The sequence below is a fragment of the Streptomyces cinnamoneus genome (assembly GCF_014650495.1).
GTDB lineage: Bacteria > Actinomycetota > Actinomycetes > Streptomycetales > Streptomycetaceae > Streptomyces > Streptomyces cinnamoneus.
On record NZ_BMVB01000002.1, the window covers coordinates 266,661 to 289,522 of the forward strand.

The 22,862-nt window shown below is 71.4% G+C and carries 19 protein-coding genes and 2 tRNA genes; 10 read left to right on the plus strand and 11 right to left on the minus strand.

Annotated elements, in window-relative coordinates; translation table 11 throughout:
• Window positions 1-84: 84 nt before the first annotated feature.
• From dnaN to IE182_RS03775, 9 genes are all read left to right on the plus strand, one after another.
• Complete coding sequence (gene dnaN / locus IE182_RS03735; protein ID WP_190108166.1) at window positions 85-1,215, plus strand: DNA polymerase III subunit beta; 1,131 nt, start codon at window positions 85-87, stop codon at window positions 1,213-1,215.
• A gap of 145 nt (window positions 1,216-1,360) precedes the next feature.
• Window positions 1,361-2,239: a phosphogluconate dehydrogenase (NAD(+)-dependent, decarboxylating) gene (gene gnd / locus IE182_RS03740; RefSeq protein ID WP_190108167.1), complete on the plus strand. Its 879-nt coding sequence runs from the start codon at window positions 1,361-1,363 to the stop codon at window positions 2,237-2,239.
• Between the two features lie 32 nt (window positions 2,240-2,271).
• Window positions 2,272-3,396, plus strand: coding sequence for a DNA replication/repair protein RecF (recF, locus tag IE182_RS03745; RefSeq protein WP_190108168.1), 1,125 nt, complete (start codon window positions 2,272-2,274; stop codon window positions 3,394-3,396).
• Window positions 3,393-3,944, plus strand: coding sequence for a DciA family protein (locus tag IE182_RS03750; RefSeq protein ID WP_190108169.1), 552 nt, complete (start codon window positions 3,393-3,395; stop codon window positions 3,942-3,944). Before recF ends, IE182_RS03750 begins: the two co-directional genes overlap by 4 nt.
• Window positions 3,945-4,297: 353 nt before the next feature.
• Window positions 4,298-6,343 (plus strand): DNA topoisomerase (ATP-hydrolyzing) subunit B, encoded by a 2,046-nt coding sequence (gyrB, locus tag IE182_RS03755; protein ID WP_190108170.1) that lies wholly within the window; start codon window positions 4,298-4,300, stop codon window positions 6,341-6,343.
• 51 nt (window positions 6,344-6,394) lie between these two features.
• On the plus strand, window positions 6,395-9,025 hold the full coding sequence (gene gyrA / locus IE182_RS03760; protein WP_190108171.1) for a DNA gyrase subunit A: 2,631 nt from the start codon (window positions 6,395-6,397) through the stop codon (window positions 9,023-9,025).
• Between the two features lie 168 nt (window positions 9,026-9,193).
• Entirely contained in the window at window positions 9,194-9,997 is an 804-nt protein-coding gene (locus tag IE182_RS03765) for a DUF3566 domain-containing protein (RefSeq protein WP_229844547.1), read from the plus strand.
• Window positions 9,998-10,069: 72 nt separating this feature from the next.
• Window positions 10,070-10,143 (plus strand) — tRNA-Ile (locus tag IE182_RS03770).
• A 172-nt stretch (window positions 10,144-10,315) separates the two neighbouring features.
• On the plus strand, window positions 10,316-10,450 hold the full coding sequence (locus IE182_RS03775; protein WP_003958712.1) for a DLW-39 family protein: 135 nt from the start codon (window positions 10,316-10,318) through the stop codon (window positions 10,448-10,450).
• 104 nt (window positions 10,451-10,554) lie between these two features.
• Here IE182_RS03775 and IE182_RS03780 read toward each other — a convergent pair whose 3' ends face one another.
• Window positions 10,555-11,748, minus strand: a complete 1,194-nt coding sequence (locus tag IE182_RS03780; protein WP_190108172.1) for a serine/threonine-protein kinase — start codon at window positions 11,746-11,748, stop codon at window positions 10,555-10,557.
• 51 nt (window positions 11,749-11,799) lie between these two features.
• Complete coding sequence (locus IE182_RS03785) at window positions 11,800-12,345, minus strand: helix-turn-helix domain-containing protein (protein WP_190108173.1); 546 nt, start codon at window positions 12,343-12,345, stop codon at window positions 11,800-11,802.
• 118 nt (window positions 12,346-12,463) lie between these two features.
• Here IE182_RS03785 and IE182_RS03790 point away from each other — a divergent pair.
• A tRNA-Ala gene (locus tag IE182_RS03790) sits at window positions 12,464-12,536 on the plus strand.
• 107 nt (window positions 12,537-12,643) lie between these two features.
• Here the strand turns inward: IE182_RS03790 and IE182_RS03795 are convergent.
• The 9 genes from IE182_RS03795 to IE182_RS03835 form a co-directional block, all read right to left on the minus strand.
• On the minus strand, window positions 12,644-13,069 hold the full coding sequence (locus IE182_RS03795) for a hypothetical protein (protein ID WP_190108174.1): 426 nt from the start codon (window positions 13,067-13,069) through the stop codon (window positions 12,644-12,646).
• Window positions 13,066-14,574 (minus strand): ABC-2 family transporter permease, encoded by a 1,509-nt coding sequence (locus tag IE182_RS03800; RefSeq protein WP_190108175.1) that lies wholly within the window; start codon window positions 14,572-14,574, stop codon window positions 13,066-13,068. The genes IE182_RS03795 and IE182_RS03800 overlap by 4 nt, the downstream gene beginning before the upstream one ends.
• A complete protein-coding gene (locus IE182_RS03805) occupies window positions 14,571-15,323 on the minus strand; it encodes an ATP-binding cassette domain-containing protein (RefSeq protein WP_229844548.1) in 753 nt (250 codons plus the stop codon). The genes IE182_RS03800 and IE182_RS03805 overlap by 4 nt, the downstream gene beginning before the upstream one ends.
• Window positions 15,324-15,466: 143 nt before the next feature.
• A complete protein-coding gene (locus IE182_RS03810; RefSeq protein ID WP_190108176.1) occupies window positions 15,467-16,396 on the minus strand; it encodes a M48 family metalloprotease in 930 nt (309 codons plus the stop codon).
• A gap of 2 nt (window positions 16,397-16,398) precedes the next feature.
• Entirely contained in the window at window positions 16,399-16,848 is a 450-nt protein-coding gene (locus IE182_RS03815) for a BlaI/MecI/CopY family transcriptional regulator (RefSeq protein ID WP_190108177.1), read from the minus strand.
• Window positions 16,849-16,887: 39 nt separating this feature from the next.
• Window positions 16,888-17,700, minus strand: coding sequence for an ABC transporter permease (locus IE182_RS03820; protein ID WP_190108178.1), 813 nt, complete (start codon window positions 17,698-17,700; stop codon window positions 16,888-16,890).
• Window positions 17,697-18,428: a heme ABC exporter ATP-binding protein CcmA gene (ccmA, locus tag IE182_RS03825; RefSeq protein ID WP_190108179.1), complete on the minus strand. Its 732-nt coding sequence runs from the start codon at window positions 18,426-18,428 to the stop codon at window positions 17,697-17,699. The genes IE182_RS03820 and ccmA overlap by 4 nt, the downstream gene beginning before the upstream one ends.
• Complete coding sequence (locus IE182_RS03830) at window positions 18,422-19,762, minus strand: lanthionine synthetase C family protein (RefSeq protein ID WP_190108180.1); 1,341 nt, start codon at window positions 19,760-19,762, stop codon at window positions 18,422-18,424. The genes ccmA and IE182_RS03830 overlap by 7 nt, the downstream gene beginning before the upstream one ends.
• On the minus strand, window positions 19,755-22,862 hold the full coding sequence (locus tag IE182_RS03835; protein WP_190108181.1) for a lantibiotic dehydratase: 3,108 nt from the start codon (window positions 22,860-22,862) through the stop codon (window positions 19,755-19,757). The genes IE182_RS03830 and IE182_RS03835 overlap by 8 nt, the downstream gene beginning before the upstream one ends.

Here is a 22,862-nt window from a genome sequence, read left to right on the forward strand (position 1 = left end):
GGCGTGCGTCAGACTGGTCTCCGGCGACTGAAGCCGACGAAGAAGCCAGCAGGGCGAGCCAGCAACAAGCAGGAGGCGGTTCCGGTGAAGATCCGGGTGGAGCGCGATGTACTCGCGGAGGCAGTGGCCTGGGCGGCCCGCAGCCTCCCGGCCCGTCCGCCGGTACCGGTCCTCGCGGGCCTGCTGCTGAAGGCGGAGGACGGCTCCCTGAGCCTCTCCGGCTTCGACTACGAGGTCTCCGCCCGCGTCTCGGTCGAGGCGGATGTGGAGGAGGACGGCACCGTTCTCGTCTCCGGCCGCCTGCTCGCCGACATCTGCCGCGCACTTCCCAACCGGCCTGTGGAGATCTCCACCGACGGCGTGCGCGTCACCGTCGTCTGCGGCTCCTCGCGATTCACACTCCACACCCTGCCTGTGGAGGAATACCCGGCGCTGCCGCAGATGCCGACCGCCACCGGCACCGTGCCCGGCGAGGTCTTCGCCGCGGCCGCCGCCCAGGTCGCCATCGCCGCCGGCCGTGACGACACCCTGCCGGTCCTCACCGGCGTGCGGATCGAGATCGAGGGCGACACCGTCACCCTGGCCTCCACCGACCGCTACCGCTTCGCGGTCCGCGAGTTCATGTGGAAGCCCGAGACGCCGGACATCTCCGCCGTCGCCCTGGTCCCCGCCAAGACGCTGCTGGACACCGCCAAGTCCCTCAGCGGCGGCGACACCGTCTCGCTGGCGCTGTCGGGCTCCGGCGCGGGCGAGGGCCTGATCGGCTTCGAGGGTGCCGGGCGCCGTACGACCACCCGCCTGCTCGAAGGCGACCTGCCCAAGTACCGCACGCTCTTCCCGACCGAGTTCAACTCCGTCGCCGTGATCGAGACCGCCCCGTTCGTCGAGGCCGTCAAGCGCGTGGCGCTGGTCGCCGAGCGCAACACCCCGGTCCGGCTCAGCTTCGAGCAGGGCGTCCTCATCCTGGAGGCCGGCTCCAGCGACGACGCACAGGCTGTGGAAAGGGTCGACGCCCAGCTGGACGGCGACGACATCTCGATCGCCTTCAACCCCGGCTTCCTGCTGGAGGGCCTCTCGGCGATCGACTCCCCGGTCGCGCAGCTGTCCTTCACCACGTCCACCAAGCCCGCGCTGCTGAGCGGCAAGCCCGCGCTGGACGCCGAGGCGGACGACGCCTACAAGTACCTGATCATGCCGGTGCGCCTGTCCGGCTGAGGCCGGACGGCCGCCTCCGGGAGGCCGCAGGGGCGCTCACCCGATGAGCGCCCCCTGTCCACAGGTGTGCACGGACCCCCGGGCGTAGGCTCGGAGCAGGTACCTCCGGTACGCCCCCGCACGACTACGGCATAAAGGATCACTGATGGAGCTCGGTCTCGTCGGCCTCGGCAAGATGGGCGGCAACATGCGCGAGCGCATCCGCCGCGCAGGCCACACCGTCATCGGATACGACCGCAACCGCGACCTCGCGGATGTCCACAGCCTGCAGGAGCTTGTGGATTCCCTGAAGGGTCCGCGCGTGGTGTGGGTCATGGTCCCGGCAGGCGACGCGACCCAGTCCACCATCGACGAGCTCGCCGAGCTGCTCTCCCCGGGCGACGTCGTCGTCGACGGCGGGAACTCCCGCTGGACGGACGACGAGAAGCACGCCGAGGAGCTCGCCGCCAAGGGCATCGGCTTCGTCGACTGCGGCGTCTCCGGCGGCGTCTGGGGCCTGGAGAACGGCTACGCGCTGATGTACGGCGGCGACGCCGAGAACGTCGCGAAGGTCCAGCCGATCTTCGACGCGCTCAAGCCCGAGGGCGAGTTCGGCGCCGTCCACGCCGGCAAGGTCGGCGCGGGCCACTTCGCCAAGATGGTCCACAACGGCATCGAGTACGCGATGATGCAGGCCTTCGCCGAGGGCTGGGAGCTCCTGGAGAAGGTCGACTCCGTCACCGACGTCCGCGAGATCTTCCGCTCCTGGCAGGAGGGCACGGTCATCCGTTCCTGGCTGCTGGACCTCGCCGTCAACGCCCTCGACGAGGACGAGCACCTCGACAAGCTGCGCGGCTTCGCGGCCGACTCCGGCGAGGGCCGCTGGACGGTCGAGGCCGCCATCGACAACGCCGTGCCGCTGCCCGCGATCACGGCGTCCCTGTTCGCCCGTTTCTCCTCCCGTCAGGAGGACTCGCCGCAGATGAAGATGATCGCCGCGCTGCGCAACCAGTTCGGTGGCCACGCGGTCGAGAGCAAGAAGTAACACCCGCAGCAGCCGGGGGAGGTCGGCGCACCATGCACGTTTCGCATCTGTCGCTGGCCGACTTCCGCTCGTACGCCCGGGCCGAGGTCTCCCTCGACCCGGGCGTCACCGCTTTCGTGGGCCCCAACGGCCAGGGCAAGACCAACCTCGTCGAGGCGGTCGGCTACCTGGCGACCCTCGGCAGCCACCGGGTCTCCTCGGACGCGCCGCTGGTCCGCATGGGCGCCGACCGGGCCGTCGTCCGGGCCGCGGTCGTCCAGGGCGAGCGGCAGCAGCTGATCGAGCTGGAGCTCAACCCCGGCCGTGCCAACCGGGCCCGGATCAATCGTTCCTCCCAGGTCCGGCCGCGCGACGTGCTGGGCATCGTCCGCACGGTGCTGTTCGCCCCCGAGGACCTGGCGCTGGTCAAGGGCGACCCGGGCGAGCGCCGCCGCTTCCTGGACGAGCTGATCACCGCCCGCGCCCCGCGCATGGCGGGGGTGCGCTCCGACTACGACCGCGTCCTCAAGCAGCGCAACACGCTCCTGAAGTCCGCCGCAATGGCCCGGCGCCACGGCGGTCGGGGCATGGACCTGTCCACGCTCGACATCTGGGACCAGCACCTGGCCCAGGCGGGCGCCGAGCTGCTCGCCCGCCGACTGGACCTGATAGCCACCCTGCGCCCGCTGGCCGACAAGGCGTACGAACAGCTGGCCCCCGGCGGCGGCCCGGTCTCCTTCGACTACCGCGGTCCCGCCGGCATCGAGGACGCCCACACCCGCCAGGAGCTGTACGAAGCGCTGCTCGCGGCGCTCGGCGAGGCCCGCAAGCAGGAGATCGAGCGCGGGGTGACGCTGGTCGGCCCGCACCGCGACGAGCTGCTGCTGAACCTCGGCCGGCTCCCCGCCAAGGGGTACGCCAGCCACGGCGAGTCCTGGTCGTACGCCTTGGCGCTGCGGCTGGCCTCGTACGAGCTGCTGCGCTCGGAGGGCAACGAGCCGGTGCTCGTGCTGGACGACGTGTTCGCGGAGCTGGACGCCCGCCGCCGGGAGCGGCTGGCGGAGCTCGTCGCGCCGGGCGAGCAGGTGCTGGTGACGGCAGCGGTGGACGACGACGTGCCCGGCGTGCTGACGGGCGCCCGGTACGCCGTCGCGAACGGCAGGGTCGAACGCGTATGAACGAGCACTCCGGAGCGGAACAGGGCCGGCAGCCGGCGAAGACCCCCGAGCCCTCCGGCGTGGACCTGGCGCGGGTGGCGCTGCGGGCGGCCAAGGAGCAGGCCCGCGCGCGGGGCGCCGCCGCCCAGCAGAAGAAGCAGGTGCGCCGCGGCGGCAGCCTGCGCTCCGGCGCGCGCGCCGACGGGCGCGACCCGTTGCCGCTGGGTGCCGCGATCAACCGGCTGATCACCGAGCGCGGCTGGGAGAAGCCCGCGGCGGTGGGCGGGGTGATGGGCCGCTGGCCGCAGATGGTGGGCCCGGAGGTGGCGCTGCACTGCGAGCCGCAGTCGTACGACGAGGACGCCCGGGTGCTCACCGTGCAGTGCGACTCGACGGCCTGGGCGACGCAGCTGCGCCTGCTGGCGCCCACGCTGGTGGCCCGGCTGAACGACGACCTCGGCCAGGGCACCGTCAAGACGATCAAGGTGCTGGGCCCCGGCGGCCCCGGGCGCCGCTACGGGCACCTGCGGGCGCCCGGCAGCCGGGGACCGGGCGACACCTACGGGTGATCCGGCGGCGGTGAACGCCTCCGGCCGGAGCGGCTACCGCCCGCCGTACGGCGGCCGGTGACCCCAGTGACGCCTGCCGACAGCTGAGACTGCCCTCACGGTTGCGGGCGGTTGACAGCTCGAAGCGCTGAGTGCCGCTGTGAGCCTCTTGGAGCCCCGGGCCGCATATAGGGAGTCGGCTGATGCCGGTTCAGGGCGGCACGTGAGGACTCAGGCACCGCCAAACCCCCATTCATGTCAGCGCCACCGGTACACTGGTAGTAATCCCGCCGGATCGCGGGACTCGTGGACAACCGCTGAACGACGCAGCCTCCTGCCTGCCCCGGAAACCCCCGCCGCAGCAGGGAAGGTCTGTGCTGTGCCAGAAAGGGCGCTTCGTGGCCGATTCCGGCAACCCCAACGAGAACACCAACCCCTCCGAGGCAGTGGACGCCGCAGCCGGCGCCCCTGCGGGTGAGACGTCGTACGACGCCAGTGCGATCACCGTTCTGGAGGGCCTGGACGCGGTCCGCAAGCGGCCCGGCATGTACATCGGCTCCACCGGCGAGCGCGGCCTCCACCACCTCGTCCAAGAGGTCGTGGACAACTCCGTCGACGAGGCCATGGCCGGCCACGCCGACACCATCGATGTGACGATCCTGCCCGACGGCGGCGTGCGCGTCGTGGACAACGGCCGAGGCATCCCGGTCGGCATCGTCCCCTCCGAGGGCAAGCCCGCCGTCGAGGTCGTGCTGACCGTCCTGCACGCGGGCGGCAAGTTCGGCGGCGGCGGCTACGCCGTCTCCGGTGGTCTGCACGGCGTCGGCGTCTCGGTCGTCAACGCCCTGTCGACGCGCGTCGCGGTCGAGGTCAAGACCGACGGCTACCGCTGGACGCAGGACTACAAGCTCGGCGTCCCCACGGCCCCCCTGCAGAAGAACGAGGCCACCGACGAGACGGGCACCTCGGTCACCTTCTGGGCCGACGGCGACATCTTCGAGACCACCGAGTACTCCTTCGAGACGCTCTCGCGGCGCTTCCAGGAGATGGCCTTCCTCAACAAGGGCCTGCGCATCTCGCTGACGGACCTCCGCGCCGACCACGTCGACGAGGAGGGCAAGCCGCTGTCGGTGGGTTACCACTACGAGGGCGGCATCGTCGACTTCGTGACGTACCTCAACTCGCGCAAGGGCGAGCTGATCCACCCCACCGTGATCGACATCGAGGCCGAGGACAAGGAGCGCCTGCTCTCGGTCGAGGTCGCGATGCAGTGGAACAGCCAGTACAGCGAGGGCGTCTACAGCTTCGCCAACACGATCCACACGCACGAGGGCGGTACCCACGAGGAGGGCTTCCGCGCCGCGCTGACGGGTCTGATCAATCGTTACGCCCGCGACAAGAAGCTGCTCCGCGAGAAGGACGACAACCTCACGGGTGAGGACATCCGCGAGGGTCTGACGGCGATCATCTCCGTCAAGCTCGGCGAGCCGCAGTTCGAGGGCCAGACGAAGACCAAGCTGGGCAACACCGAGGCCAAGACCTTCGTGCAGAAGGTCGTCCACGAGCACCTCACGGACTGGCTGGACCGCAACCCCAACGAGGCCGCGGACATCATCCGCAAGGGCATCCAGGCGGCGACCGCCCGCGTGGCCGCCCGCAAGGCGCGCGACCTGACCCGCCGCAAGGGCCTGCTGGAGACGGCGTCGCTGCCGGGCAAGCTCAGCGACTGCCAGTCGAACGACCCGACCAAGTGCGAGATCTTCATCGTCGAGGGTGACTCCGCCGGCGGCTCGGCCAAGTCCGGCCGGAACCCGCAGTACCAGGCGATCCTCCCGATCCGAGGCAAGATCCTCAACGTCGAGAAGGCGCGCGTCGACAAGATCCTGCAGAACACCGAGGTCCAGGCGCTGATCTCCGCCTTCGGCACCGGTGTGCACGAGGACTTCGACATCGCGAAGCTCCGCTATCACAAGATCATCCTGATGGCGGACGCCGACGTCGACGGTCAGCACATCAACACCCTGCTGCTCACCTTCCTCTTCCGCTTCATGCGGCCGCTGGTCGAGGCCGGGCACGTCTACCTCTCCCGTCCCCCGCTGTACAAGATCAAGTGGGGCCGCGACGAGATCGAGTACGCCTACTCCGACCGCGAGCGCGACGCCCTGATCCAGCTCGGCCGGGAGAACGGCAAGCGGATCAAGGACGACTCGGTCCAGCGCTTCAAGGGTCTCGGCGAGATGAACGCCGAGGAGCTGCGCGTCACCACGATGGACGTCGACCACCGCGTGCTCGGCCAGGTCACCCTGGACGACGCCGCGCAGGCGGACGACCTGTTCTCGGTGCTCATGGGTGAGGACGTCGAGGCACGGCGCTCCTTCATCCAGCGCAACGCCAAGGACGTCCGCTTCCTCGACATCTGAGCCTGTCGGCCCACGAGAAACAGCCGCAGCGCGAAAGGACTTTGAACAGCAATGGCCGACGAGACTCCTGAGACTCCCACTGCTCCCGTGCCCGAAGTGACGCCCGAGGGTGCGCCCGCGCCCCTGGAGGGCGTCGGCATGCGCGTCGAGCCCGTCGGGCTCGAAACGGAGATGCAGCGCTCGTACCTCGACTACGCGATGAGCGTCATCGTCTCGCGTGCGCTGCCCGACGTGCGGGACGGCCTCAAGCCGGTGCACCGCCGCGTGCTCTACGCGATGTACGACGGCGGCTACCGCCCCGAGAAGGGCTTCTACAAGTGCGCCCGCGTCGTCGGCGACGTCATGGGTACGTACCACCCGCACGGTGACGCCTCGATCTACGACGCGCTGGTGCGCCTGGCCCAGTCCTGGTCGATGCGCATGCCGCTGGTGGACTCCAACGGCAACTTCGGTTCTCCGGGCAACGACCCGGCCGCCGCCATGCGGTACACCGAGTGCAAGATGATGCCGCTGTCCATGGAGATGCTCCGGGACATCGACGAGGAGACCGTCGACTTCCAGGACAACTACGACGGCCGCAACCAGGAGCCGACGGTCCTGCCGGCCCGCTTCCCGAACCTGCTGATCAACGGTTCGGCGGGCATCGCGGTCGGCATGGCCACCAACATCCCCCCGCACAACCTGCGCGAGGTGGCCGAGGGTGCCCAGTGGTACCTGGCCAACCCGGAGGCGACGGCCGAGGAGCTCCTCGAAGCGCTCATGGAGCGCATCAAGGGTCCCGACTTCCCGACCGGCGCCCTCGTGGTGGGCCGCAAGGGCATCGAGGAGGCGTACCGCACCGGCCGCGGCTCGATCACCATGCGTGCCGTGGTCGAGGTCGAGGAGATCCAGAACCGCCAGTGCCTGGTGGTCACCGAGCTGCCCTACCAGGTCAACCCGGACAACCTCGCCCAGAAGATCGCCGACCTGGTCAAGGACGGCAAGATCGGCGGCATCGCCGACGTCCGTGACGAGACCTCCTCGCGCACGGGCCAGCGCCTGGTGATCGTCCTCAAGCGGGACGCGGTCGCCAAGGTCGTCCTCAACAACCTCTACAAGCACACCGACCTGCAGACGAACTTCGGCGCCAACATGCTGGCGCTGGTGGACGGCGTGCCGCGCACCCTGTCGCTGGACGCCTTCATCCGCAACTGGGTCACCCACCAGGTAGAGGTCATCGTCCGGCGCACCCGCTTCCGGCTGCGCAAGGCCGAGGAGCGCGCCCACATCCTGCGCGGTCTGCTCAAGGCGCTCAACGCCATCGACGAGGTCATCGCGCTGATCCGGCGCAGCGACACCGTCGACGTCGCCCGCGAGGGCCTGATGGGCCTGCTGCAGATCGACGAGATCCAGGCCAACGCGATCCTGGAGATGCAGCTCCGCCGCCTGGCGGCCCTGGAGCACCAGAAGATCACCGCCGAGCACGACGAGCTCCAGGCGAAGATCAACGAGTACAACGCCATCCTCGCCTCGCCCGAGCGGCAGCGCATGATCATCAGCGAGGAGCTCGCGGCGATCGTCGACAAGTTCGGCGACGACCGGCGCTCCCAGCTGATCCCCTTCGACGGTGACATGTCCATCGAGGACCTCATCGCCGAGGAGGACATCGTCGTCACCATCACCAACGGTGGCTACGTCAAGCGCACCAAGACCGAGGACTACCGCTCGCAGAAGCGCGGCGGCAAGGGCGTGCGGGGCACGAAGCTGAAGCAGGACGACATCGTCGACCACTTCTTCGTCTCCACCACGCACCACTGGCTGCTGTTCTTCACCAACAAGGGCCGGGTCTACCGGGCCAAGGCGTACGAGCTGCCGGACGCCGGCCGGGACGCGCGCGGTCAGCACGTGGCCAACCTGCTGGCCTTCCAGCCGGACGAGAAGATCGCCCAGATCCTCGCCGTCCGCGACTACGAGGCGGCGCCCTACCTGGTGCTCGCCACGAAGTCGGGCCTGGTGAAGAAGACCCCGCTCAAGGACTACGACTCCCCGCGCTCCGGCGGCGTCATCGCCATCAACCTGCGGGAGACCGACGGCGGCGTCGAGGACGAGCTGATCGGCGCGGAGCTGGTCTCCGCCGCGGACGACCTGCTGCTCATCAGCAAGAAGGCCCAGTCGATCCGCTTCACCGCGACCGACGAGGCGCTGCGTCCCATGGGCCGGGCGACGTCCGGTGTCAAGGGCATGAGCTTCCGTGAGGGTGACGAGCTCCTCTCGATGAATGTGGTCCGTCCCGGTACGTTCGTCTTCACCGCCACCGACGGTGGCTACGCGAAGCGGTCGAACGTCGACGAGTACCGCGTCCAGGGTCGAGGTGGCCTCGGCATCAAGGCCGCCAAGATCGTGGAGGACCGTGGATCGCTCGTCGGCGCCCTGGTGGTCGAGGAGACGGACGAGATCCTCGCCATCACGCTGAGCGGCGGCGTGATCCGTACCCGGGTCAACGAAGTCAGGGAGACGGGCCGTGACACCATGGGCGTCCAACTGATCAACCTGGGCAAGCGCGATGCCGTCGTGGGCATCGCCCGGAACGCCGAGGCCGGTCGCGAGGCTGAGGGTGTCGAGGAGTTGGGCGACGCAGCCGAGGGCGACGGGTCCGAGGTGGTCGGGGGTGCGGAGCCCACGGCCGAGGACACCGAGGAGTAAGTCGTGAGTCGAGCCACGGGCACCGCCACCGGCGGTGCGGGCGCCGGGCGGAGAGGTTCCGCCAGGCCCGCATCAGAGAAGGCGGGGGCCCGTGGCCCGGCCTCCGGCGACGCGGACGGCGCGGGCTCCGGGACCGAGGGTGCCGGGCCCGCAGGCAGGGGGAGGACCATGACGGAGACCCGAGAACCGCAGCCGTACCACCCGCCGAAGGCGTACGAGCCTCCGGCCCAGCGTTCCGCATCTGATGCTGCTTCCGGTTCCGCTTCCGGTACCGGGAAGGCGTCCGCGCCGGAATCCGCCGACGGTGCCGCAGGCGGCGCCGAGGACGGCAAGGACGCCAAGGACGCCAAGGGCCTGAACGGCGGCAAGGCCGCCGGGGCGGCCAAGGACGTCAAGGCCGAGAAGGCCGAGAAGGCTGCCAAGGCCGTCCAGGCCGCCAAGAACGAAGCCGCCAAGGACGCCAAGGTCCTCAAGGCGGCCCAGGCCGCCGAGGGGGCCGCGGAGCCCAAGGGCGGCAAGGCCGCCAGGACGGCCGCGCGGCCCGCCGGGGAGGACCCGGCCCGCGCGGCGTCCCCCGCGGCCCGTACGGCGCCGCGTGCGCGCAAGGCGAGGCTGCGTGTGGCCAGGGCCGACCCGTGGTCGGTGATGAAGGTCAGCTTCCTGCTCTCGGTGGCGCTGGGCGTGTGCACGATCGTGGCCGCCGCGGTGCTGTGGGGGGTCATGGACGCCATGGGCGTCTTCTCCGCGGTCGGCGGCACCATCAGCGACGCCACCACGGCCTCCGGTGAGAGCGGCGGCGGCTTCGACCTGGAGTCGTTCCTGTCGCTGCCGCACGTCCTGCTCTTCACCTCGGTCATCGCGGTGATCGACGTGGTGCTGGCCACGGCTCTGGCGACGCTGGGAGCCTTCGTCTACAACCTCGCCGCAGGCTTCGTGGGCGGTGTCGAGCTGACGCTCGCCGAGGACGAATAGCGCCCGATCCGGCACGGGGCCCGGACGATTTTGGGACTGGGCCCCAAGTGCGCTAATCTTTCGGTGTCGCGAGGGGCTATAGCTCAGACGGTTAGAGCGCTTCCCTGATAAGGAAGAGGCCACAGGTTCAAGTCCTGTTAGCCCCACTCGCACGATCGGCCCGGACGGAATTCTCCGTCCGGGCCGATCGCTTTTGGGAGTTCGGGGCCCGGCGCGGGCCGGCCGGGGAGACGGACGCAGGTCACCGATCGGTATCGGCCGGTGTGTATCATCGGCCCCCTGAGGTCCCCTTACGTCAAGGAAAGACGAGGTCGCGCGGTGAAGAAGCTGCTCCTGGTCGCACTGGCCGCCATCGGCGGGCTCCTCGTGTACCGGCAGATCCAGGCGGATCGCGCCGAGCAGGACCTGTGGACGGAGGCGACCGACTCCGTGCCCGCAGGTTCGGGTGTGTGAGTCGAGCCCGTAATAAGAGCTGGGAGAAGGTCCCGACCGCCACGGCGGTCGGGACCTTCTCCATTTGCTTGCAATCGCAAATAGAATGATTGCGAACGTGAAGTTCAGCCCAGGGTGAGCGCCCACACACCGAGGGTCAGCAGCAGCATCGCGAGGATCAGCACCGGCACCACCACCGTGGCGGGCGGCCCGGCGCGTCCGCGGGCCCCGGCAGGGCCGGTGACGGGCCGTCGGCCGGGCGGGGGCGGCGCCGGCTGCGGGAAGGGCTGCGGGAAGGGCTCAGGGGGCGTGTAGGGCCGCGTGGGCGGATAGTTCGGCCGGGGCGGCGCGAGGGGGGCGGCCCCGGCCGCCGACGGCCCGCCCGGCGCCCGGCGCGGCGCCGGCTGTGGCGGCGCCTGCGGGCGCGGCCGCGGCGCAGGCTCGGGCCCGTCCGGGCCGAAGCCCGGGGGAAGCGGCCCCAGCTGGTCGAAGACCTCGATCGGCTCCTGGTCGGCCGGCTCGTCGTCCAGCAGCTCCACGGCCGCGGCCAGGGCCTTCCGGGCCCCCGTGGCCGTACGGAAGCGGGTGTAAGGGTCCGGGTGCAGCAGGCTCGCGACCACCTCCCACAGGGGCTCGGGCACCTCCACCGGCGCGGGCGGCACGCCCTGCTCCCGGAACCGCTCCACGAGCGCCTCCGCGTCGGGTTTCCGTCCCGTGAGCAGGTACAGCGCCACCAGGCCGACGGCGAAGAGGTCCGCGGGGAAGTCGGGCTCTTCGCCCGACAATTGCTCGGGCGCGAAGTAACCGGGCGTGCCCATAACGAAGTTGGTGTCCGTCAGCCGTGGCTCGCCCTTGCGCATGGCGATCCCGAAATCGGAGAGGCGTAAATGCGGCCGGCCCGTACCGGTCGCCTCCAAAAGCAGGTTGGCCGGTTTGATGTCCCGGTGCACCACGCCTTCCGCGTGCACCGCCGCGAGACCGGAGAGCAGTTGATCCAGCAGGACGCACACGAAATGCGGCGGCAACGGCCCGTAGTCACCGATGAGATGGGCGAGTGATCCGCCGCCCACCATCTCCATGGTGAACAGCACCTTGTCGTCGTCCGCCGCCCAGCTCATCGGCGCCAGCACATGGGGATGGTCGATGCGCAGCGCCTGCTCGCGGACGAACCTCAGCAGCGTGTGGGCGTCGCTCTGCTGCAGCACCTTCGCCGCCACGTAGCGCCGCCGGCGCTGGTCCCAGGCGCGCCAGACGGCTCCCGCGCCGCCCCGCCCGATCGGGTCCACCAGCTCGTACCGCCCCGCGAAGACCTCACCCATGTCGCGCGCGTCGCCCCCGCCCCCGTCGGCACCGGCCCCACCCCGGCACGGTCAGCTCTGGTGCGCCTCGTAGTGCGCGACCGCCTCGGCGGTCCGACCGGCGCCGTACACCCGGAGGAACTCGGCCAGTTCGGGATGGCTGGGAGCGAGTGTCCCGGCGGCGTCGATGATGTCCCCGGCGCCCGCGACCGACCGCAGCAGCGACTGGATCTCGCGGACCACGCGGCGCACGGTCGGGGCCCCGCTGCTGGCCGTGGTCTGCGTGGAGTTGAGGACCGAGCCGCCCGAGCTCTTCTTGACCTCCTCCATGCGTTCGGCGGCCTCGGCGGCGCTCACGCTGCCGTCGGCGACCTGACTGGAGAGCTCCTGCAGTGCCTGCACCCGCTGCACCACCGCGGGGTTGCCGATCTTCGCCCGCTGACCGCTCATCAGCTGCGAGAGCATGGGGGCCGAGAGGCCGAGGACGGAGGCGAGCCGGGCCTGGTTGAGGCCGAGATCGTCGATGAGGCGGCGGAAGAGCGCCCCCAACGGCTCCCCGTACCAGCTCCTCTGCAGCTCTCGTGCGCGGGCCGTGGCTTCCTGCTGTGCTGCGTCCATCTAGCTCTCCCCTTCGCTTCGCTGCAGCGAATCTTGCGGTGCATCCTACGGAGAGTGGCAGGTCCCGGCGATACCCGGTCGGGAAACACCCCCGGCACCGGGTACCCTGGTGCCCGACGGGGCCTTAGCTCAGTTGGTAGAGCGCTGTCTTTGCATGGCAGATGTCAGGGGTTCGACTCCCCTAGGCTCCACAAGGAAAACCCCCTCCGACCTGCGGAAATACAGGATGGAGGGGGTCTTTTGCATGCCGGGTCCGGTCACCGTGTGCGTGCGGCCCGTCACGGGAGGCGACCGGTGGTCAGGGGGTGGGGGAGGGCGAGGACTGCATGTGCTTGGCGCGGTCGACGCTGCAGACCTGCATCCCGAACGTCCGCAGCCGCCACATCTTCCCCGAGGAGCCCTTGATGGTGTCGGCGCTGGGGTAGCCCTTCTCGTCGTGGGCGACGTTGTTGAGGGCGTAGACCTTGCCGTCGGGCGCGGTGAAGGTGATGGCGAAGCCGCTGTAGGGGGTCGTGTTGCAGGACACCTGTCCCTTGTCGGGCTTGAGCGGCCAGGCGGCGCCGAACTGCTCGGCGGTCACCGGCTGGGGATTGCTCGTCGCGTCCGGCCACTTCAGGACGGCGTCCCGCTCCTGGGAGCAGCCCGTCACGAGCAGGGTCAGGGTCAGCCCGGCGACCGCGGTGGTCAGCGCGCGGGCCCGGGGCGTGCGGGTGGCAAGGGTCATGAGTTCTCCGCTGCCTTTCGTGCCGCGTGAGTGATGCCGAAGGTGAACAGGGCCGTGGCGGCGACGCCGACGGGGAGCGTCAGTGCCATGCGGTGCAGGTCGAGGTAGTTGGCCCAGGAGTAGGGGATCAGCGGCCAGAGCGTCTGCTGCAGGCCGGTGCCGCCGACGAGCACGCCGAAGAGGATGCCGATGATCCCGACGACCACCGCGACCGACTGGCTGGTGCGGATGCTCAGCCAGAGGGTGAACGAGGTGAGCATGGCCCCGACGACCGCGCCGGTGAGCGCGAGGGGCCAGGCGTGACCGGCCGGAATGCCCGACGCCAGGTAGACGAGGGCGATGACCACCGACATCAGGGCGGCGATGCCCGTCGTGACGCCGGTGAGCGCCAGCGCCGGCCGGGCGGCACCGGTGGTGCGGGAGGCGACCGCACGCCAGCCCTGGCCGGCGGCGCCCCAGGCCACGAGGGCCAGGACCAGGGTGCCGATGGGCAGGACCAGCAGGGTGAACAGCTGGATGCTGGTGTCCGGGTCGTGCCAGGACAGCCACAGCGCGATCAGGGCGACCGCGGCCGGGCACAGCCAGGTCAGAGAGGTGCCGCGCAGCGTGCCCGCGACCGCGGCCAGCACGCGGGGGCGGCCCGGCCGGGCGTGCGCGGCGGTCGCCGGGGCCGGGCCCGCGGCCGTGGCGGCACCGGGGGCGGCCTGCTGCGGCGCCGTCCGCTGCCGGGCGGCCCGGGCGGCGGGCAGGTGCAGGCGGGGCAGCAGAAGGAACGGCACCGCCAGCAGCGCGCCCAGGAGGGTGGGCGGCCACGGCGAGGCACCGGCGAGCGCGGAGTGGGCCTCCAGGGCGACGCCGTTGGCGTGCGTGCCGATCACCGGCAGCGCCCCCCGGTCCAGCCAGGTGAACGGCAGGACGGTCCAGGACGCGGACTCGGCGTTCACCACGCCCAGCAGCGTCCAGACGAACCCGGCGCCGAGCACGACGGCCCAGGGCGTCTGCCGCGCCAGCCACAGGAGCAGCGCCAGCATGCCGAGCTGCGCTGCCCAGGGGACCAGGACGGCCTCGGCGGCGCGGTCCACGGGGACCCGCTGGGCGCCGTTCATGAGGCCGAGGATCAGCAGCGGGGTGCCGGCGCCCAGCAGGTTGAGCAGCAGCGACCGCAGGGCCAGCACGGTGAACCGGCTCAGGTGCCGGTAGGGCGGGCGCACCGGCCGGTACCAGGTGGCGCCGCCGCGGGCGGTGTCGTCGATGCGGGTGGCCGTGGCCACCAGCAGCGCGGTGAGCATCGGGCCGACGAACATCGCCCACAGGTTCTGGTAGCCGAGGACGTCCTTCCAGTCCTTGCCCGGCCCGGTGGAGAGGAACATCGCGGTGTTGACGAGGCCGAAGGCCAGACCGCCCAGGGGCAGGTACGTCACGGCGCTGCGCCGCCAGGTGGCGAACTCGGCCCGCAGGGTGGCGGACAGCCCCGGGACGGGCGCCGCGGGGAGGGCGGTGGTCACGACATCACCCCGGCTCCCTGGGCGGCGCCGGTCAGCGTGAAGTAGGCGCGCTCCAGGTCTCCGTCCGGTGCGAGGTCGGCGAGGCGGCCCTGGTAGCGCAGGCGCCCGGCCGCGATCAGACCGATGTCGTCGGCGACGGAGGCCACCTCGCCCAGGAGGTGGCTGGAGAGCACGATGGTGCGTCCGGTGTCGGTGAAGCGGCGCAGCATGGTGCGCAGGGCGGCGATGCCCTCCGGGTCGAGACCGTTCTGCGGCTCGTCGAGGATGAGGATGTCCGGGCTGCCCAGCATGGCGATGGCCAGGGCCAGGCGGCCCTTCATGCCGGTGGAGAAGCTCTTGGCCTTCTTCCGGTCCGAGGGGTCCAGCTCGACCGCGGCCAGCGCCCGGTCGGCCTCGGCCTCCGGCAGGCCGAGCAGGTGGGTGTGGACGACGAGGTTCTGCCGGGCGGACAGGTGACCGTAGAAGCTCGGTCCGTTGATGCTCGCCCCGATGCGGGACAGGTCCGGCCGGCTCCACGGCCGGCCGAACAGCCGCACCTCTCCCGCGGTGGGCGGTAACAGGCCGAGGATCATCTTCAACGTCGTGGACTTGCCCGCGCCGTTGGGGCCCAGCAGGCCGTAGATCCTGCCCGGTCGGACGGTGAGGTCGACGGAGTCGACCGCGGTCGAGTGCCGGAACGCCTTGGACAGGCCCCGGGTCTCGATCACGGGGGTGCCGCCGGGCATCTCCGGATGGGGCGCCGCGTACATGGCTCTCCTTTCTGCTACACGTCGTAGCACTTGTGGGTGTGCGGATGCCCGCCGCACACGGGGTGATGCTTTTGCTGCGTGTCGGGCCTGCGTGTTGGGGCTGTGGGTCGGTGCGTGACGTCGGGGCGCCGTCGGGGCGCGTGTCAGAGCAGGACGGCCAGGACGCCGACGACCGCTGCCGTCGCGGCCCGGACCGACCACGCCTGCCAGGCCGGCATCACCCGGGGCGGGGCGGCCAGGGCTCTTGCCCGGTGGGTGAGTTCGATGCCGGGGTCGAGGAAGCCGGTGCCGGCTCCGGGGGTCACGACGTCGTGGCGGGCCGGCTGGGCCTTCGCCTCGATCTGCGCGCACAGCGCCTTGGCCACCGCGGCCGCGCCGTCGGCCTCGCGGGCGCTCTGGTCGGCCCAGAGTTCGGCGGTGAGCCGCACCTCGGCGAGCACCGCCCTGCGCCCGGGGATCCACCACCACGAGCGCAGGGCGCAGGTGGCGAGGAAGATCCACAGGGGGTGGCGGGCCTGTGCATGGGCGCGCTCGTGCTCGATGATCGCCGACGCCTCGGGGGACGCGGCCACCCCCGAGCTCAGGATGATGCGGGGCCGCACCAGGCCGACCGTGCTCGCCAGGCTCTGGCTCGCCTGCCCCTCGCCGTGGACGATCCAGATGTCGCCGCACTGCTGGGGGGCCAGGAGCGAGACGGTGCGCCCGGTGCGCGCCACCTGGATCGCTCCGGCGACGAACGAGACGGCCATGGAGGCCAGGGGGACGGCCGAGGCCGCGAGCATCAGCTGGGCCGCGATGGCCGACAGCACGTGCCGGCCGTCGACGTCCGTGATGCCGTTGCTGATGCCCCACGCCATCGGCGCACGCCACGGCAGGGCGTCGCGCAGCGGGCTGTGCGGGAGGTAGGGGACGGCCATGGCCAGCAGGGGGGTGACGGCGAGGGCCACCGCGAGCACGAACCGCTCGCGGGCCGGTAACCGCGCCGACACCCGGCTCAGCAGGTGCCAGGTGCCCACGGCGACCAGCGGGCACCACCACGCGAGCATCACCTGGGGGTAGCCCAGCCAGCTCATGCTCACGTGGTGACCCCCGGCGTCCCGTCCGCTGCCTCCGCGCCCTTCCCGCCGGGCGGGTCGGCGATGCCGGCCAGCAGCGCACGCACCTGTGCGAGCCGGTCGGCATCGCCGCTCACCGTCTGGACGAAGTTCGCCACCGCGAGGTCGCCGAAGCCGTCCACCACCTGGCGGACCTGCTCGGCGGCCACGCTCTGCTCGACCTCGCGCCGGGTCTGCTGCGGCCAATAGACGTACTGGCGGCCTTCCTTGCGCCGGGCCAGCAGGCCCTTGACCACCAGGCGCTCCATCACCGTCTTGACGGTGGTGTACGCCTGGCCACCGTCGAGGTGCCGGACGCAGGCGGTCACGTCCAACTCGCCGCGCGACCACATGACATCCAGGATCGCCAGCTCCAGCGGCCCGAAGTGGGCTGCCAGGCCCCGGCGTCGAGTACCTCGCCACGATGACATGCTACGCAGCATAGCAGTTCGTTCCAGACGTAGATCGGATCAGTATTCGCCGAGCGAACCGGCTTGCCGGGCACGGGACATGCCGGTGGAGAACGTGATGATGCCGATGGGCAGCATCACCGCCGTCCAGATCGCCATGTGGAGCAGCGACGGCGCCACCTGCCCCAAGTCGGCGTCGACCAGGAGCGATTTGCGGATCCCGTCCAGCGCCTGCGTGGTGGGCAGCGCACGGGCGACGGACTGCAGCCAGCCGGGGAGGATCGAGACCGGGTACATCACGCCGGACAGCAGGGTCGTCAGGGTGGTGATGCCCCAACGGACCGGATCGCCGCGCTTGGTGATGAGCAGGACGCCGCAGCCGGCCAGCCCGAAGCTGCCCAGCGTGACGACGAGGAGCGCCAGCACGGCCAGGGTCGCGAGCAGGTTCACCGAGATCGGGATGTCGAAGATCGCTCCGAACACGCCGAACATGACCACGGAGCCGAACGTGGTGCCGATCAGCCCCACGACACCGGAGTACAGCATGACCCGGGTCAGCGGGACCGGCATCACCACGGCGGACTCCAGGGTGCCCGTCCGCTGCTCGACCTGGAGGTGGTTGCTGAACGCCCCCAGGCTCACGGCGACGAACCCGGTGAACACCGACCCCGACATCAGGAAGCTGATGATGTTGCCGCCGTACCCCTGGATGCCGGCGAAGGTGTTGCCGTCCTCCAGGAACTTGCCCATCAGGAGGAACTGCACCAGCGAGATCAGGGACGTGATGGTGCCCAGGGCGATGGCGGTCCTGTAGGAGCGCCGCTCCCAGTAGATCTGCAGGACGTGGACACCGAACTGCCGGACGACGGTCACTGCGCCTCCTGAAGGGTGGCCCGCTCGGCGGGGGCGGGCACCGGATCGCCCGCGGCGGGGCCGGGCACGGCGGGTGAGGGCACCGGCAGCACGCGCCCGCCCTTGAGCTGCAGGAACCAGGCGGTGGCCTTCTCCAGATCGCCCTCGTTGTGGGTGGAGAACAGCACCGAGCCGCCCTCGCGCGCGTGCGCGGCGATGAGCTCGTGGAACCGGGCGACGTTCTCGGTGTCCAGGTTCGCCGTCGGCTCGTCGAGCAGCAGCAGGGACGGACGTCCCAGCAACGCACGGGCCAGCCCGAGGCGTTTGCGCTGCCCCAGCGACAGCCGCATGAACTGGGTGTCGGCGAAGTCCGCGAGCCCCACCTGGTCGAGCAGAGCGGCGATCTCCTGCTTGGCCCGGGCCCCGAAGAGGTTGCGCAGCGAGGCGTAGTACCGCAGGTTCTGCACGCAGGTCAGCCGGAAGTAGAAGCTGCGCTCCGGATACAGGGAGACGCCGACGTGGGCGCGTGCGGCAGCCGGGCGGCGCACCATGTCGCAGTCCGCGATGGTCACCGAGCCCGTGGTGGGCGTGATCAGGCCGCAGAGGATCTTCAGCAGCGTCGTCTTCCCGGCGCCGTTCGACCCCAGCACCGGCACGAGGTGGCCGGCCGGGACGGTGAAGCCGACCTCGCTGAACACCGCAGTGGTGGCCTTGCGGTAGGACATCGACACGTTGTCCACGGTCAACATGCGACACCTCCGCACAGCATGTACTCCGCCTGGGTGAGCCGGTCGCGCTCCAGGGAGACGAGGGCGACGGCGGCACCCCCCGAGCCGGTCAGGAAGCCCGGCGAGTCCGTCCGGGCCCCCGGCACGTTGTCGTTCCGCAGCCCGAACGCCGCGTCGGGATCGGCCATGGCCAGCAGGTGTTCGAGCGTGTCCCGGGCGGGTCCGGCCCACTGCCGTCCGTGCGCGGCGGCCACTGCGGCGACGTGCCGTTCGACGGTGATCTGCCCGGCGACGCCGTGGCACAGGGACGGGTTGTCGATGTGCCGCAGGGCGACCGGCCGTCGCCCGACGGATCGCAGGAGCTCGATCGCGGTGTCGAGGAAGCGCGGGTCCACGCTCGCGCAGTTGGCCAGCGCGGCCGCCGCCCCCAGGTTCCCGTAGCACCACGCGGACCGCGCCAGCCCCTGCTGTTCCCACTGCCGGTCCGGGGGCAGCTTGAAGTAGGGCAGGTCGAGCCCGTAATCGGTCTCCACCAGGCAGTTCGTGATCAGCTCGCCCAGGGCGTGCACCGCGTCGGCCACCCGCGGCGAGGCCGCGCCGTGGGCCGCCGCCGTGCCCAGCAGGGAGACGACGCCGGAGACGCCGTGGGCGTATCCCAGGTTGAGGTAACCGTCGTGCAGGTGCGGCGACTTGTTCCGCTCGATCTCGGTGATCTTCCCGGCGGGTGTCCACAGGCCGTGCGGCGGGGGCACCGTGGCCAGGCGGCAGAACTGCTCGACGACGCGGTCGGCCGCGTCCCGCCGCCGCTCGTCGGCGTCACCCGAGGCGAGCAGGTACATCGCGGCACCGGCGAGGCCGGAGATCACGTCGTAGCTGTCGCTGGACAGCCCTCCGGACGGGGGCAGCTCGGCCAGCTTGTGCTCGACGCGGGTGATCAGGGTGGCTTCCACGTCGTGCAGCGCACGCCGGTAGCGTTCCCCGCCGCGGGAGAGGGCGCGCAGCGCGTACGCGACGGACGCCGTCCCGCCGAACAGCCCGATGCCGAGGTCCACCGCGTGGGTGTAGTGCTCGATCAGACGCTTGGCGTGCTCGAACGCCAGCCGGTCCCAGCCGTCGTCGGGGCGCAGCTCGTCGGCGGCCGAGTACACCAGGGCCATGCCCAGGTCGCCCGGATCGGTGCTCAGCGGATGCCACGCCGCGACCGGCTCCGCCGTGAAGGGGTCGGGCACCCGCAGGCCGGTCACGTCGCCGGCGTAGTCCCGGATCCGGTGCAGGATCTCCCAGCCGGTGTTCACCGCTTCTTTCCTGGCCTGCTCACTGATCGGCGCCGGGGTCACCTTGGTCTCGTCAGTCACGAGCGGACCGTCCTTCCCTGTGGGCCTGGGATCGTTTGATGACGCTGAGGAGGAACAGCGCCTGGTATTCGCGGTGCCGGGGAAGGCCCATCCGGTTGGCGAACATGTGCAGGAGGCTCTGCAGGGTCATGGCGCGCAGCTGCCACGGCCTGCCGTCCTTGGCGAACATCCGGGTCAGGGCCCGGGCGTCGGGCAGCAGCAGGTCGTGCAGGAGCGGACCGGCGGCCAGCGCCGCGTCCGAGGGCTGCTGCCGCACCAGCGGGCGGACCGCCTTGCGGAGCGCGGGGCTGGCCGAGGAGAACTCGGAACGGTATCCGTTCGCGATGACCTCCAGCAGGTCGCAGGTCTCCTCGTCGGTGAGCTCCAGGGCCGCGACGTAGTGGCCCATCAGGTGAGCGGCGTCCCGCAGGATGCGGCCCAGCGTGCCGTCCAGCGTCTCCTCGCCGTCCAGCCGGTACGCCGCCCGCATGGCCTCGGGCGCCAGGCACAGTTGCGGGGCGGCCGCGAGGAGGCGGGACTCGGTGCAGAAGATCCGCTCGGCGACCGGCATGGCGTCGGCCCCGCCGTACCGCTCCAGCTCCCGGACGTAGGTGTCGACCACGTAGCGGTCGGCCAGCCCGTCCCGCACGCACGCGCCGATCACCTCGCGCACCCGGTCGAAGGGCACCGTCCCGGCGCGCACCCGGATGCGCAGCTGGTCGTCCGGGTCCGCGTAGCGGATGTAGAACCACTGGTCCGGGAACTCCGCGCAGGCCGCGGCCAGTCGCGCCAGGACCTCGTGCTGTTTCTCCCGCTCCCCGTACACGCGCAGGTACCACCACTCGGTGCCCGGCGGCAGGGTGCGCACGCCGTCGGCCGTGGTGTCGAAGTGCGGTGCGGGCGGCGGCAGCGGGACGACCGCCGGGCGGCGTGCGACGGCCGAGAACACCGCCTCGCTCGCGTACCGGCGGCCCTCGGCGTCGCGGACGACACCCATCCGGTGGGGCGCCGGGGCCTGCGTGACGCAGTCCGCCCCGTCCGCGACCTCACGGCGCAGCAGGTCGCGGTGGACGCGGTCGGACAGGTGCAGCAGGAGCCGGTTGTCCAGCGTGCCGACGTAGACGTACTCCGGCAGCCGTGCGTCCTCGGCCCAGCGCAGCAGTTGGCCGTCCTGCTCGGCGGGGGTGCCGGAGAGCGGCGGGATGCGCCACATCGGCAGCGACAGCGTCACCCCGCCGTACTCCACTCCGGGCAGGAAGTCCGCCAGCGGCTCCATCTCGCCCCAGGTCCAGGCGGGCCGGACGGTGCCGTCCAGGGCGAGTTCCTGGAGGAAGCGGATGACGTCGGTGGCGATCTCCGGGTTGACGAGGTTCGCCGTGCGGATCGCGACCGGCCGGCCGGTGGGCGCGTGGACCAGGTGGAACCGGCCGTTGTCGGCGCCGACCAGCAGGTCGGCGAACGCGATGTCCACCGGGCCGGACGCGTCGTCCTCGAACGCTCCGGTCGTCACCTTCAGCCGGTAGTCGTACACGCTGGGCGCGACGACCACGTTGTTCACGCGCGACCGGTTGCTGATGTAGTCCAGCTCGCACAGGATGGCGCCGGGCCGGGCCGCGATCTCGGCCCGGGTCATGTCCCGGACGTGCGCCTCGATGGCCGGGTCGCCGTAGGCGAACCTGCCGCTGGCCTTGCCCGCCGGGATCGCCACCCCGATCGGGGACAGCGTGATCCGGACCTCGTCGTCGTCCCCCTGGTCGAGGTGGAAGAAGACGTCGTAGCTCGTCGGCGGCGTCCCGTCGGCGGACGGGAAGGCGGCGAGGTCGTCCGCGGTGATCGACACGGTGTTCCGGCCGGTGCGCCGGGCCCGGTCGATCAGGGCGGCCCGCAGCCGGCGGCCGGCCCGGAACGACTCCCGGGTGTCGGCGGCCCCGTCCCGCGGCCGGTGCCGGGAGGACGGGTATCCGGCGGGGGCGCCGATGCCCCGTACCGGGTCGAACATGCGGTGCAGCGGGACGAGGGAGCGGCCGAACGTGTCGGCGAACCGCTCGGTGTGGCGCTGGAGCTCCGGGAAGTCGGCCGGCAGGAGCGCCATGCGCAGCATCGCGTCCACCGCCGCCCCGGCCTTGCGCGCCACATCGGCGGACACCTGCCCGGACATCGCCAGGGACAGGTCGACCTGCAGCTGCTCCTGTGCGGCGTTGGCGTCGGTGCGCAGCGCGGCGTACGCGGTGTTCAGCTCGTCGATCCCCTGGCCGACGCGGGTGGCGCGGTAGGCGGCGACGGCGTCCTGCGCCGTTTGCAGCCGCTGCGTCAGGGGGCCGCCGGCGTCGAGGACCGCACGGGTCCAGCGGGCCGTCGGGTCGGTGTCGAACGCCGAGGGCGTCAGCTCGCCGATCAGGATCCCGTGTCCCACGAGCTCGTCGACGAAGCGGACGAGCACCTCGGCGCCGGCGTCCGGGAACGCCTCGCCGAGGCTTCGGTGCAGCGCGGCGAGCGGGACGGGTTCGCGGGCCAGGCCCAGGACGTGCCGCACCGGGGGCGTGTACCGGACGCTGGACGCCTCGTTGACCTTTCCGTCCGCCGCCCGGGGGTTGACCATGACCGCGATCCGGTCCCCGGCCGGGTAGGCCGTCGGGTTGGCCACCACCCGCATCCGGTCGCCGAGGGCGGCGACGGCGTCGTCGGTGAGCTGCTTCAGATAGGTGAACCCGACCCGGGCGTGCTTGCGGTGCTCCTCGGGACGGCCCAGGACGAGCGGTTCGTCACCGAGACCGACGAGCGCGCTCCCGCCGAAGACACCGAAGGGGGTGGTGCGGGTGGTGATGCGAATGGCGTATTTGAGCAGCGCCCGGTGGAGGGAGCGGGTCTTCTTGTCCCCCTCCTTGCCGGTGCCGTGCTCGCGGTGGCCAGGCCCGTCCGCGGCGGACAGCAGGGCGTCCACCTGGTCGGCCAGCACGGAGCTGGCCACGCGGACGGATTCCCGGAAGACGGCGTCCGCCCAGAGGGTCCGGATGCCGTCGAGCGGGCTGTGGGAGGCGGGACGGTCGGGGTAGGAGGCGGTGGAGCGGAGGGGGGAGCGGACCACGACGCGGTCCGCGATCCGGTAGTCAGAACGTGTCAT

What these genes read in the sequence shown, in the direction of transcription:
- ccmA (WP_190108179.1), bottom strand. Translation starts at nt 18,428, where the DNA reads ATGTTGACCGTGGACAACGTGTCGATGTCCTACCGCAAGGCCACCACT.
- IE182_RS03810 (WP_190108176.1), bottom strand. Translation starts at nt 16,396, where the DNA reads ATGAGCTGGCTGGGCTACCCCCAGGTGATGCTCGCGTGGTGGTGCCCG.
- IE182_RS03795 (WP_190108174.1), bottom strand. Translation starts at nt 13,069, where the DNA reads ATGACCCTTGCCACCCGCACGCCCCGGGCCCGCGCGCTGACCACCGCG.
- IE182_RS03765 (WP_229844547.1), top strand. Translation starts at nt 9,194, where the DNA reads ATGACGGAGACCCGAGAACCGCAGCCGTACCACCCGCCGAAGGCGTAC.
- IE182_RS03815 (WP_190108177.1), bottom strand. Translation starts at nt 16,848, where the DNA reads ATGTCATCGTGGCGAGGTACTCGACGCCGGGGCCTGGCAGCCCACTTC.
- IE182_RS03780 (WP_190108172.1), bottom strand. Translation starts at nt 11,748, where the DNA reads ATGGGTGAGGTCTTCGCGGGGCGGTACGAGCTGGTGGACCCGATCGGG.
- gyrA (WP_190108171.1), top strand. Translation starts at nt 6,395, where the DNA reads ATGGCCGACGAGACTCCTGAGACTCCCACTGCTCCCGTGCCCGAAGTG.
- gnd (WP_190108167.1), top strand. Translation starts at nt 1,361, where the DNA reads ATGGAGCTCGGTCTCGTCGGCCTCGGCAAGATGGGCGGCAACATGCGC.
- IE182_RS03785 (WP_190108173.1), bottom strand. Translation starts at nt 12,345, where the DNA reads ATGGACGCAGCACAGCAGGAAGCCACGGCCCGCGCACGAGAGCTGCAG.
- IE182_RS03835 (WP_190108181.1), bottom strand. Translation starts at nt 22,862, where the DNA reads ATGACACGTTCTGACTACCGGATCGCGGACCGCGTCGTGGTCCGCTCC.
- recF (WP_190108168.1), top strand. Translation starts at nt 2,272, where the DNA reads ATGCACGTTTCGCATCTGTCGCTGGCCGACTTCCGCTCGTACGCCCGG.
- IE182_RS03750 (WP_190108169.1), top strand. Translation starts at nt 3,393, where the DNA reads ATGAACGAGCACTCCGGAGCGGAACAGGGCCGGCAGCCGGCGAAGACC.
- IE182_RS03805 (WP_229844548.1), bottom strand. Translation starts at nt 15,323, where the DNA reads ATGTACGCGGCGCCCCATCCGGAGATGCCCGGCGGCACCCCCGTGATC.